General features: G+C 71.1%; 11 protein-coding genes. 7 read left to right on the top strand and 4 right to left on the bottom strand.

Annotated elements, in window-relative coordinates:
- Positions 1–212 precede the first annotated feature (212 nt).
- On the bottom strand, positions 213–1,214 hold the full coding sequence (locus E4P39_RS20550; protein ID WP_135138448.1) for a Gfo/Idh/MocA family oxidoreductase: 1,002 nt from the start codon (positions 1,212–1,214) through the stop codon (positions 213–215).
- A gap of 58 nt (positions 1,215–1,272) precedes the next feature.
- Positions 1,273–3,042 (bottom strand): CocE/NonD family hydrolase, encoded by a 1,770-nt coding sequence (locus E4P39_RS20545; RefSeq protein ID WP_135138447.1) that lies wholly within the window; start codon positions 3,040–3,042, stop codon positions 1,273–1,275.
- A 357-nt stretch (positions 3,043–3,399) separates the two neighbouring features.
- On the opposite strand from E4P39_RS20545, the gene E4P39_RS20540 reads away from it, so the two are divergent.
- The gene (locus E4P39_RS20540; protein WP_135138446.1) at positions 3,400–4,152 is read left to right on the top strand and encodes an SDR family oxidoreductase; all 753 of its coding nucleotides are present in this window, start codon (positions 3,400–3,402) and stop codon (positions 4,150–4,152) included.
- Positions 4,149–4,553, top strand: coding sequence for a VOC family protein (locus E4P39_RS20535; protein ID WP_135138445.1), 405 nt, complete (start codon positions 4,149–4,151; stop codon positions 4,551–4,553). The genes E4P39_RS20540 and E4P39_RS20535 overlap by 4 nt, the downstream gene beginning before the upstream one ends.
- An 18-nt stretch (positions 4,554–4,571) precedes the next feature.
- Here the strand turns inward: E4P39_RS20535 and E4P39_RS20530 are convergent, their stop codons facing one another.
- Both E4P39_RS20530 and E4P39_RS20525 read right to left on the bottom strand, forming a co-directional pair.
- Positions 4,572–5,423: an amidohydrolase family protein gene (locus tag E4P39_RS20530; protein WP_245159995.1), complete on the bottom strand. Its 852-nt coding sequence runs from the start codon at positions 5,421–5,423 to the stop codon at positions 4,572–4,574.
- A 2-nt stretch (positions 5,424–5,425) separates the two neighbouring features.
- Positions 5,426–6,445, bottom strand: a complete 1,020-nt coding sequence (locus tag E4P39_RS20525; RefSeq protein ID WP_135138443.1) for an LLM class flavin-dependent oxidoreductase — start codon at positions 6,443–6,445, stop codon at positions 5,426–5,428.
- A 226-nt stretch (positions 6,446–6,671) separates the two neighbouring features.
- Here E4P39_RS20525 and E4P39_RS20520 point away from each other — a divergent pair, with 226 nt between their 5' ends.
- The 5 genes from E4P39_RS20520 to E4P39_RS20500 are packed head-to-tail and all read left to right on the top strand — an operon-like array spanning position 6,672 to position 11,385.
- Positions 6,672–7,946 carry an ABC transporter substrate-binding protein gene (locus E4P39_RS20520; RefSeq protein ID WP_135138442.1) on the top strand — a complete coding sequence of 425 codons (1,275 nt, stop codon included), beginning with the start codon at positions 6,672–6,674 and terminating at the stop codon, positions 7,944–7,946.
- A 37-nt stretch (positions 7,947–7,983) separates the two neighbouring features.
- Entirely contained in the window at positions 7,984–8,844 is an 861-nt protein-coding gene (locus E4P39_RS20515; protein WP_135138441.1) for a branched-chain amino acid ABC transporter permease, read from the top strand.
- The gene (locus E4P39_RS20510) at positions 8,841–9,896 is read left to right on the top strand and encodes a branched-chain amino acid ABC transporter permease (protein ID WP_135138440.1); all 1,056 of its coding nucleotides are present in this window, start codon (positions 8,841–8,843) and stop codon (positions 9,894–9,896) included. Before E4P39_RS20515 ends, E4P39_RS20510 begins: the two co-directional genes overlap by 4 nt.
- Positions 9,893–10,639 carry an ABC transporter ATP-binding protein gene (locus E4P39_RS20505; protein ID WP_135138439.1) on the top strand — a complete coding sequence of 249 codons (747 nt, stop codon included), beginning with the start codon at positions 9,893–9,895 and terminating at the stop codon, positions 10,637–10,639. Before E4P39_RS20510 ends, E4P39_RS20505 begins: the two co-directional genes overlap by 4 nt.
- Positions 10,636–11,385, top strand: a complete 750-nt coding sequence (locus E4P39_RS20500; protein ID WP_209306645.1) for an ABC transporter ATP-binding protein — start codon at positions 10,636–10,638, stop codon at positions 11,383–11,385. Before E4P39_RS20505 ends, E4P39_RS20500 begins: the two co-directional genes overlap by 4 nt.
- Positions 11,386–11,410 lie beyond the last annotated feature (25 nt).

Raw genomic sequence — 11,410 nt, 5'->3', positions numbered from 1 at the left:
TCCGGGGCGTTCAACCACGACGACCCGAGCGACCGTCCACGGGAGATCTTCGGCGGCACCGTCACCCTGCACACGGGTGGTGGCGAGGACGCACCGCACCTGCTGCTGCCGGTCATCCCGGCGGGTGGCGGCCCGGGCTACAGCGCCGCCTGACCGAGCCCGCCGCGGCCGGTGCACCCCTCGGGGTCGCCGGCCGCGGCGGGTGCGGGTTCTCAGCCCAGCCGCACGGAACGCCCCTCGCGGGCCGATCGTGCGAGCGCATCGGTCAGCTGCACGCTGCGCAGGGCGTCGCGCCCGGACGGCTCGGGGTCTGCCCCGCGCAGGACCGCATCGGCGAAGTTGGCGACGGTGGCGACGAAGGCGCCTGAGGTGGAGACCTGGCGCTCGGTACTGCCGCTGCGGCCCAGGACGGAGATGCTCCCGACGAGGTTGGGGCGGGTGACGCTGCGCCCGAGGACCGTTCCCTCGGTCCCGTAGATGGACAGGTTCGGCTGGCTGTTGGGCACCGACTGGTTGGCGTTGACGTACGCCAGAGCGCCGGTGTCGAACCTGAGCAGCGCCAGCGCCATGGTGTCGACCGCGAAGCCGGGCTCGACGTCCACGACGGCCGTTGCCTCGACGACCTCCGCGTCGAGCAGGTAGCGGAGGAGATCGTAGGCGTGCACGCCCAGGTTGTTCATGACGCCGAGGCCGGCCAGCGCCGGATCGGTGCGCCAGCCTCCCGGCAGTGCCCGCCCGGGGCTGACCTCGATCTGGGCCAGCCGGACGGAGCCGATCTCCCCGTCGGCGATCAGCTGCCGGACATCGCCCATGCCCTCGTGGTTGCGTGTCTGGAAGGTGACCCCCAAACGGACGCCGGCCCCCTCGCACGCGGCGACGGCCCGCTCGGCATCGGGGACCGTCGTCGCGAGCGGCTTGTCGCACAGGACGTGCTTGCCGGCCTCGGCCGCCTGGACGACCTGATCGGCGTGCAGCGCGTTCGGGGTGGCGATGTAGACCGCCTCGACGGCGGGGTCGTCGAGCATCGCCCGGTAGTCGGCGTGGGCCGACGCGGCCCCGTGCTCGGCGGCGAAGGCCCGCGCGCGGTCGGCGTCCCGGCTGCAGACGGCGACCAGGGTACTGTTCCCGGCGGCGGTGACGGCCGGTGCGATCTCGGTGCCGGCGATCCGGCCGAGGCCGGCGATCCCCCAGCCGATGCGGTCGGCATGTGTCATGCGGTGCTCCCTGCTGGAGGTGGGCGTCGGTGGTCGGCCGGACGAGGGGTCTGACGGCTCACGCGTCGCGGGCCGGGATGAGGGGCAGGAGCAGGTAGGACAGCCGGTCCCCGCCGGTGTGCACCGTGACGGTGCCCTCGAAGAGGTCGGCGGGCCGGTCCTGCGGGTCGTCGTGCACGAACGGACCGCACCCCGTCATCGGGTTCTTCATGTTCGACAGGTGCTCGGCGGGCCCCGGGTAGACGTAGTCCCTGCCCCGGACGTCGAGCTGGACGGTGTAGCCGGCCGGAACGACCAGGCAGGTCGGCCAGATCTCGACATCGAGCTCGTAGACCGTGCCCGGTTCCAGCGGCTGGACCTCGTCGTGCGTGTAGTAGGGCCGGTAGGGCCGGCTCAGCGCGTCGTCGAGCTTGCGGTGCGAGGCGCGGAGCCACCCCTGGGCCACCGGGGTGTGCGGATCGAGCGCGCCGTGGAAGACGACCTCCTCGCCCTCGGGGGAGAAGACCCGGACGACGAGGAAGAGGTCCGCGTCCGAGGTGCTCGACTCCACGAACAGCTTCGCCGCGAGCGGCCCGGTGATCTCGGCCCGCTCGGGCAGGGGGCCGAGGGTGAAGCTGGCGCCGTCCCCCGTGGTGTCGTAGGCGATCGAGCCGGCCGCGGCCGGCCGGTCCGTGCTGAGTGAGCCTGAGTGCGCGTCGAGGTGGAAGCGGGTCCACTCGGTGCGCTTCAGCGGCCACGCCTGCTCGTGCCGGACCTCGAAGGTGCTGTCCACGTGCCGGATGTTGAGTTGCAGCGGGGGCTGGTCCTGCCAGCCGTTGTCCTCGCCCTTGAGGAAGTGGTCGAAGAAGCGCAGCTGCAGATCGCGGCCGTAGTCGGTGTAGAAGTGGCTCCAGTGCTCCAGTCCGTGCACCTCGAGCCACTTCTGCGAGGACGCGGATCTGAGATAGCCCTCGACGTTGCCGCGCAGGTGCAGACCCTGCCCGCCCCAGTTGGCCGCCGAGAGCAACGGGACGGTGACCTTCCCGAAGTCCGGGGTGCGCTCGGCGTAGAGCTCGTCGTCGAGCGGGTGCGCCCGGAAGTCGTCGCCGAGGGTGGTCAGGTTCGCCGCCAGCTCCCCGTCGCTGAGCCGCTCGTCGCCGCACACCAGCAGGCCGGAGTTCGGATCCCGGGGACCGTCCTCGCCGCGCCCGTGCTGCACGGTGGTGACCTGCATCGGGATCCAGTTCGAGACGAAGGTGCAGAGGATCCCGCCGTGGTGGCTCATGTCCCGGTACCAGTCGGAGGCGCCCTCCCACACGCAGATGGCCGCCAGGTGCGGAGGCTGCTGCGCGGCGACCTGCCACTGGTTCATGGCGTAGTAGGAGATGCCGTTGAGTCCGACCTTGCCGGTGCTCCAGGGCTGCGTGCCCGCCCACTCGATGCAGTCGTGGAAATCGCGCGTCTCCCGCGCGGACCAGAGGTCCATCCTGCCCGGCGAGCGGCCGGCACCGCGGGAGTCGACGCGGACGCAGACGTATCCCTGCGGCACCCACTTCTCCGGATCGACGACCTCCCAGTTCTGGAAGCGGTTCGTGGAACCGGCGGTGACGTCGGGATGGTTGCGGGCCATGATCTCCCAGGACGTCCGGTAGCCCTCCTGGAACGGCAGCCCCTTCCCGTACGGCCCGTACGTCATGAGGACCGGATGCCTGCCGTTGCCGGCAGGCCGGTACACGTCGGCCCGGAGGACCAGACCGTCGTCCATCTCGATGGGCACGTCCCACTCGACCACGAACCCTTCCGGGGTCGTCTCACGCTGGTGGGCGCCGGGGGTCTCCGTCACTGCCATTCCGGGTTCCTTCCTCGGACCGGACTCCCGTCAGCCGCTGTCGAACGGCCGGGGATGCCGGGCTGGAGCGTGTGCGCGGTCAGTCGCGGGTCCGGGACTCGACCGTCGTGGCGACCGGTCCGCCCGGACCGCAGGCCGATCCGGCGACGGGTCTTCGCGATGCTTTCCCGGGGCCGGGCACCGGCCCACCGCGCACCTGACAAAAAGAGCGCCGGGGACCTGTGGGCCTGAACAAGCGGGGGCGAACTCCCCACAGGCACCGTGGTGACGGCGCGGTCGTCCTCTACAGTCCCCCGCGCACCCCGCGCCTCCTGAGTCGACTCGGGCGCGGACGGCGACCGATCGGACGGAGGGAACGTGGCACGACTCGACGGTCAGATCGCGATCGTCACAGGGGGAGGTTCGGGCATCGGCGAGGCGACCGCGCTCGCGCTGGCCCGCGAGGGCGCCGCTGTCGCGGTGGTCGGCCGGCGGGCCGAGCCGCTGGAGTCCCTCGTCGCCACCCTCGACGCGGAGGGCCGGACGGCGGTCGCCGTCCCTGCTGACGTGACCGACCCCGACGCGGTCGAGAGCCTCGTCGGTCAGGTGCGCGAGCGCTGGGGTCGCGTCGACGTGCTGGTGAACAGCGCCGGGATCAACGTGCCCCGGCGGGACCTCGCGAGCCTGTCCCTCGCCGACTGGGACGCGGTTCTCCGCATCAACCTCACCGGCACCTTCCTCGTGACGCAGGCCGTCCTGCCGATCATGCGGGAGCAGCGGTCCGGGACGGTCGTGAACGTGTCGTCGATCGCCGGCTACCGGGCGATGGCCCTCACCGGGCCGGCCTACAACGCGGCCAAGGCGGGCGTGAACGCGTTCACCGAGTCGATCAACCTCGCCGACCGGCGGTACGGGATCCGGGCCTGCGCGGTGTGCCCCGGCGAGGTGGCGACCCCCATCCTCGAGCTGCGGCCGCAGCCGCCCACGGCCGAGGCGCGGGCGTCCATGCTCCAGCCCGAGGACCTCGCCGAGACCATCCTGTTCGTCGCGACGCTGCCCCAGCGCGCGAACGTCGAGCTCCTCACCATCTATCCGACCGAGCAGCGCGACTGGACGGCAGAGCTCCGATGATCGAACCGACCAAGGACTCCGTCGACCTCGGGATCGTCACCCGTGACCTGGCCCCGATGGTCGCCTTCTATCGGGACACCCTCGGCTTCACCGACATGGGGGAGGCGGAGTCGATCGTCGGCACCATGCACCGCCTGGTGTGCGGCACCAGCCACATCAAGCTCGTCCGTCCGCGCACGCCGCCGCCCGAGGCGGCACCGCCCGGGGGCGTCGGGGCGGCGACCGGCTACCGGTACTGGACGATCTCCGTCCCGGACCTCGCCGAGGTGCTGCGCGTCTGCGAGGCGGCCGGTCGGCCCGTCGTCCTGCCGCCCACGGTGGTGCGGCCGGGCGTCACCGTGGCGATGGTCGAGGACCCGGACGGCAACTGGGTGGAGTTCCTGCAGGCCGATCCGACGTGATCCGGCCGGCCCGCCACCTCACCAGTCGAGCCAGGCCAGCACGCTCCGGCCCATGACGGCCTCGACGTCGTCGGGTGGGAGGAAGTCCAGCTCCTCGCGGAAGAGCCGGACCAGGTCGGGGTAGCTCCCGCGCAGCCGGGAGAGGTCGGAACCCCAGAAGAGCCGTTCGGGTCCGAAGGCGTCGTACAGCTGCCGGAGGAACGGGTGCAGCGCCGGGTACGGGTAGGGCTCGGTGCTGTAGCAGGGCGCCGCGGTCGCCTTGACCGAGACGTTGTCCAGCCCCGCCAGCGCGACCAGTTCGGCGATCTCCGGAGCGATGGCCGCGTCGGTGTGCTGCCCGGTCAGCCCGAGATGATCGACGGCGAGGCGCAGTCCCGGCCGGGCGCGCGCGAGATCCCCCAGTGCGCCGAGCTGGCCCGAGGCGAGCAGCATCACCGGGACGTCCTCCTCCTCGGCGAAGGCCCAGAGCCACTCCGCGGCCGGGTCGTCGACACGTCCCGCGTCAGCGGGGAGGAACACCAGCCGGATACCGGCGACGACCGGGTCCCGGAGGAGTTCGCGCACCGGTCCCGGGTCGCCGGTGCGCAGGTCCACCCGCGCCATCACGCGGAACGCCTCGGGGGCCTCGGTCGCGCAGGCGACGGCGTAGTCGTTGCGGTGGCCCTCGAAGAACGGCGGCACGAGGACGGCGCGGTCGACGCCGGCGTCCCTCATCTCGGCGAGCAGGGCCGGGCCGCTGATCGGCTCGTGCCGGTGCATCGCGAGGGCCCGCTCCGCCCCACCCGAGGGCCACGGCCGGTCCGGGCCCTCGGGGAGCCAGACGTGCACCTGCGCGTCGACGACAGGAGGGTGCTTCCCGCCGGAGGCCATCGTCACCACTCCCGGACCACGGGCAGGATCTCCTGCCCGAGCAGGTCGAGAGTGGACATGACGAGCTCGTGAGGGAGCCCGCCCCAGTGCGTGAAGAGCAGGACGCGGTCGATCCCGAGGTCGGCGATCCGGCGCAGTCCCGTCAGGACCGTGTCCGGGCTGCCGAACAGCACGCTCTCGCGGAGGTCGGCGTCGAGCTCGAAGGGGTTGCGTCCACCATCGGCCGCGCCCGCCGACGTGGCCCGCCGCAGTTTGTCCGCGTAGCCGAGGAAGTCCTTGTACGAGTCCTCGGCCTCGGCCCAGGCCTGCTCGTCCGTCGGGGCCAGGTGCGCCGCGCGCGCGAGGTGTACCCGCCCGTGCTCGGGGCCCTTCCCCTCACCGGCCAGCGCTGTGGCGTAGCGCTCCAGCTGTCCGGACATCACCGCGGCGGACGTGCCCTGGGGCAGCAGCACACCCCAGTCCTCCGCCGCGCAACGGGCCAGACCCTCGGGGCTGTCGGTCGCCACCCAGAGCGGCGGGTGCGGGCGTTGAAAGGTGTGCGGGTGAGGCGCGGCGTCCTCGAAGGACCAGAATCGCCCCGCGAACGACACGGGCTTGTCGGAGGACCACAGCAGCTGGAGCACCTCCAGTGCTTCCTCGAACCGGTCGTGCTTCTCGGCGATGTCCACCCCGAACCCCCGGAACTCGCCCGGCTGGTACCCCCGGCCGATGCCGAGGTCGAGGCGTCCGCGGCTGAGCTGGTCGACGGTGGCGACGGCCTCGGCGAAGCGCACCGGATGGTGCAGCGGGAGGACCGAGACGGCCGTGCCGAGCCGCACGTGGCTGGTCCGCGCGGCCAGGTGGGCGAGCACCATCAGGCTGTCGGACACCAGACCGTGTCGGCTGAAGTGGTGCTCCGTGAGCCAGACGGAGTCGAAGCCGAGCTCATCGGCGTGGCACATCTGGGTCAGGGCCTGGTCGTACCGGTCGGCATGGTCGCTGCCCTCGGGCCACTGGACGGTGTGGAAGAGGCCGATCTGCATCTGTCTCCGACTCCCTGTGCGGGCGCCCGCGGCGACGTCCGGAGGGCGCGCTCCTGTCAGCGGGACGACGGCGACCCACCGGGTTGTGATGGAACCGTAATCACTACCCCTGCCGGTTGTGCGCTCTCACAACAAGCAGGTGTCAGTTGTGTTTCGGATCATGAGACGGCCGTCACGCCTCGCTCGTATGGTTCCCCCACCCGATCGACGGCTGAAAGGTTGCCCCATGCGCGCGAAGGCTGGACTGCTGGCGGGAGCGGCTCTTCTGCTCGCGGCCTGCGGAGGCACGGTCGCCGGTGGCGGCGGCAGCGGCGGTGGCGGTGGAGGCGGCGGCGGCGAGGGCTCTACCGAGCCGCTCAAGGTCGGCGTCATCACCGGGATCACCGGGGCCTACGTCCAGCTCGGCGAGGAGCAGCGGAACGGCGCCGAGCTCGCCGTCAAGCTGCTGGAGGAGAAGGCGGGCGACCGCCCGATCGAGCTCATCGTCCGCGACGACCAGCTCAAGCCCGACATCGCGCTGCGGGAGGCGCAGGCGTTGATCCAGGAGGAGCAGGTCGACTTCCTGACCGGCTGTGTCTCGGCCGCGACGACGCTGGCGGTGAACCAGATCGCCTCCCAGGCCGGCGTGCCCTACCTCGGCACGTGCCAGACCGAGCAGCTCAACCGGCCGCCGAACTTCAACGCGGAGGTCACCTACCACCTCGCGCCGACGCCGTCGCAGGGCATCAACAGCGCCGCCCCGTTCATCTGCGAGAACCTGGGCGAGAAGGTCTTCCTGCTGCTCCCCGACTACGCCTTCGGTCACGAGCAGGAGGCGGCCTACACGACGGCGCTTCCGGAGCAGACCGGCTGCAGCATCGTCGGGAAGGCCTACTTCCCGCTGGGTACGACGGACTTCAACCCGTTCGTCCCGACGATCGAGGGTTCCGGCGCCAACGCACTGGTCTACGGCGGGGTCGGCCGCGACCAGGTGAGCTTCCTGCGGCAGGCCGACCAGTTCGGTCTCACCGACCGCATCCCGACCTTCCTCACGATCGAGGACCTCAGCTTCGACCAGGAGCTCGGGTTCGACCTGATCGACGGCACCTACGCGATGGCCGCGTTCTGGTGGAACGTCGACGACGAGAACGTCCAGACATACGTCGAGGCCTACCGCGAGGAGTACGGCACCCCGCCGGGCGGCTACGGCGTGTACCTCTACAACGCGCTGAACCTCATCGCCACGGCGGTCGAGGAGGGCAGCGACACCCCGGAGGCCTTCCGCGAGTTCATGGAGGGCCGCGAGGTGTCACTCGGCCAGGGCGACATGACGATCCGGGAGTGCGACCACCAGGCGCTCGCCCCCATCTACATCCTCGAGGGGCTGGCGGCCGACGAGGCGGAGAGCCGTGGCGGCGACGCCGAGTTCGGCCTCCGCGAGGTCGTCGAGACCGTGCCCGGGTCGGAGGAGACGGCCCCCACCTGCGACGAGGTCCAGGAGGAGTTCCAGCGGGTCGGCTGATCCGTCCCACCGGCATCGACTCCCGGGAGGAGGTCGTATGGATCAGCTGCTCTCCCAGCTCGTCCTGGGGATCGTCAGTGGCGCCCTCCTGGTGCTGCTGGCGCTGGGGCTCAACCTGATCTTCGGGCTGCTGGAGTTCATCAACTTCTCGCACGGCGCGCTGTACATGGTCGGGGCGTACCTCACCTCCTACCTGGCGGCGGCCACCGGCACGATCTGGCTGGCGCTGCTGGTGGTGCCGATCGCCATGGCACTGATCGGCGCCGCCCTGGAGCGGACGGTCATCCGCCCCATGTACGGACGGGATCAGGTCGATGCGCTCCTCCTCACCTTCGGCCTGACCTACATCCTCATCGAGGGTGTCCGGTACATCGCCGGGTCCGGGGGTCGCCGGGTGAAGGGTCCGGAGCTGCTGGCCTTCCAGGTGGACCTGGGGCTCGGGCGGCCCGTGCCGGCGTACCTGCTGTTCGTGGTCGTCGCCGTGGCGCTGGTCGTGGGGGGCCTCTGGCTCTTCCTGCAGAAGACCAACGTCGGGCTGATCGTGCGCGCCGGCATCCGCGACCACATCATGATCCGGGCCCTCGGCGTGCGCTTCGACCGCTACCGCACTCTCGTGTTCGCCATCGGGATAGCGGTCGCCGGGGTCGCCGGCGTCCTGACCGGGCCGATCACCGGCGTCTACCCGGAGATGGGCGCCGACATCCTGATCCTCGCGTTCGTCGTCGTGGTGGTCGGCGGGATGGGCAGCTTCTGGGGAGCCGTCGTCGCCGGGCTGCTGATCGGCGTCCTGGTGTCGGTGACGACTCTGTACGCCAGCGTCTACGCCGGCATCGTGCCGTTCATCCTGATGATCCTCGTGATGACGTTCAGGCCGCGCGGCCTGCTGGGGGCGACATGACCGACCTGAGCCCGGCCGGGGCGAAGGACGCACCGGTCACCGACGCCGCCGCGGCGGTGACCCTGGCCCGCGCCACGGGCAGCGCCCCGGCCCGGTGGACGTGGGGTCAGATCGGGCTGCTGGTCGTCCTCGCGGTCGTGGTGCTGTTCACCGTGCCCAACCCGAGCCTGGCGATCGGGATGCTGATCTTCGGTCTCTGGGCGGCGGGGCTCAACCTGCTGGTCGGCTACGGCGGGCTGGTGTCGTTCGGGCATGCCCTGCCCTTCGCGTACGGCGGTTACGCCGCCGGGCTCGTCCTGAAGAACGTGACGACGAGCGCCTGGGTCGCGCTGTTCGTCGCGACGGTGTCCATGGCCCTGCTCTCGGCTCTCATCGGTGCGGTCTGCCTGCGGCGGACCGAGGTCTACTTCTCGATGCTCACCCTCGCCTTCGCGCAGCTGGGGTTCTTCATCGCGTTGCAGTGGAACGACGTGACGGGTGGGGACGACGGCTTGGCCGGCGTCCCCGTGTCCACGCTGGAGCTCGGCTTCACGACGCTCGAGCTGAACGGTCTGCGCGACCCGCTGACCTTCTTCCTCGTGACCGCCGTGATCGTGCTGCTGACCTTCGCCGCGCTCATCCTGTTCACCGAGTCCCCGATGGGCCGGGTCCTGCAGGCGATCCGGGAGAGCGAGGAGCGGGCGCGCGGCTGCGGCTACAACACCCGCCTGGTCCAGCTGGTCACGTTCATCATCGCCGGTGCGGTGGCGGGGCTGGCCGGCGGTCTGTTCGCGATGCTCAACAACTTCGTCGGGCTGCAGCCGTACTGGCTGCTCTCCGGCGTGGTGCTGATCATGGTGATCCTCGGCGGCCGCTCGTCCCTGTTCGGCCCCTTCCTCGGCGCCGTCCTCTACCTGATGCTCGAGAGCACGCTCTCCCGCTACACCGACTCCTGGCAGTTCTTCGTGGGTGCGATCTTCGTGATCTGCGTGCTGCTCTTCCCGCAGGGGCTGTGGGGACTGCTGACCACCACCGTGCCCCACCTCCTACGACGGACGCGGGGGGCACGATGACCGGCCTCATCCTCAAGGCAGAGGGCCTCGACCGCTCCTTCGGCGGCATCCACGCCGTCAAGGACGTGTCCCTGGAGGTCCCTCAGGGTGCGTTGCACGCGATCATCGGTCCCAACGGCTCGGGGAAGACCACGCTGTTCAACCTGATCACCGGGCACACCAAGCCCGGCAAGGGCCGGGTCGAGTTCGACGGGCACGACATCACCGGCATGCCGTTCGCCAAGGTGGCCCGGCGCGGGCTCGCGAAGTCCTACCAGATCACCACGGTGTTCCCGCTGCTCACGGTCTTCGAGAACGTGCGCATCGCCGCGCAGGCGGCCTCGCACGCCAACGTGTTCTGGCGGCCCGCCGACAGCATCAAGGCCGTCACCCGCCGCACCGACGAGGTGCTGGAGAAGATCGGACTCACGGCGGACCGGGACGCGATCGCCAGCAATCTCTCCCATGGTGACCAGCGCCGCCTCGACCTCGCGATCGCGCTGGCCACCGAGCCCCGTCTGCTGCTGCTGGACGAGCCGACGGCGGGCATGAGCCCGAGCGAGACGGCGTCGACGGTCGAGCTGGTCCGGGAGCTGAACCGTGAGGTGACCATCCTGATGATCGAGCACAAGATGGACGTGATCCTGAGCATCGCGAGCGCGATCACCGTCCTGCACCAGGGCGAGAAACTGTTCGAGGGGGCTCCGGACGAGGTGAAGTCGCACCCCAAGGTCCAAGAGGTCTACCTGACGGGCAGCCTGTGAGCGCGGCCGAGCGGGTCGCCGGGGCGGACGGCGCGCCGCTGCTGGAGCTCGACGACGTCCAGGCCTACTACGGTCTGGCGCACATCCTGCAGGGCATCACCCTGACCGTGCGGGCCGGGGAGCTCGTGGCGCTGCTCGGCCGGAACGGGGCCGGCAAGACCACGACGGTCAAGTCGATCATGGGGCTGGTCGCCGTCCGCGGCGGGCGGATCCGCTGCGCGGGACGCGACGTCGTCGGTCACGCGACGGAGAACATCGCCCAGTTCGGCATCGGCTACGTGCCGGAGGACCGCCGGATGTTCCCGGGCCTGACCGTGCGCGAGAACTTCCGGCTGGCGGCGCTGGGCTCGCGGGCGCCCAAGGGGGAGCAGCAGGCGGCTCAGCGCCGGGCGCTCGAGGTCTTCCCGTTGCTGGAGAAGCACCTCGACCGCGACGCCTCCCGGCTCTCCGGGGGGCAGCAGCAGATGGTCGCCGTCGGCCGCGCGCTGATCGGCGGCACGAAGCTGCTGCTCGTCGACGAGGTGACCCAGGGGCTGGCACCCAACATCGCCCACGACATGGGCCGCACGTTGCGCCGGGTCGCCGACGAGGGCCACGGGGTGCTGCTCGTGGAGCAGAACGCCCAGATGGCGCTCGAGGTCGCCGACCGCGTCTACGTCGTGGACCAGGGCGTGATCGTGCACTCGGGCGACGCCGAGCAGCTGCGCGCCGACCCCGCCTGGATGGCCGAGCACCTGCAGCTGTGAGCCCGGGCGCAGCAGGCGATCCGAG

The organism is Blastococcus sp. CT_GayMR19 (assembly GCF_004570385.1).
Classification (GTDB): Bacteria; Actinomycetota; Actinomycetes; order Mycobacteriales; family Geodermatophilaceae; genus Blastococcus_B.
Note: the sequence above shows the minus strand (reverse complement) of the source record. Positions and strands in the feature narration are given on the sequence as shown.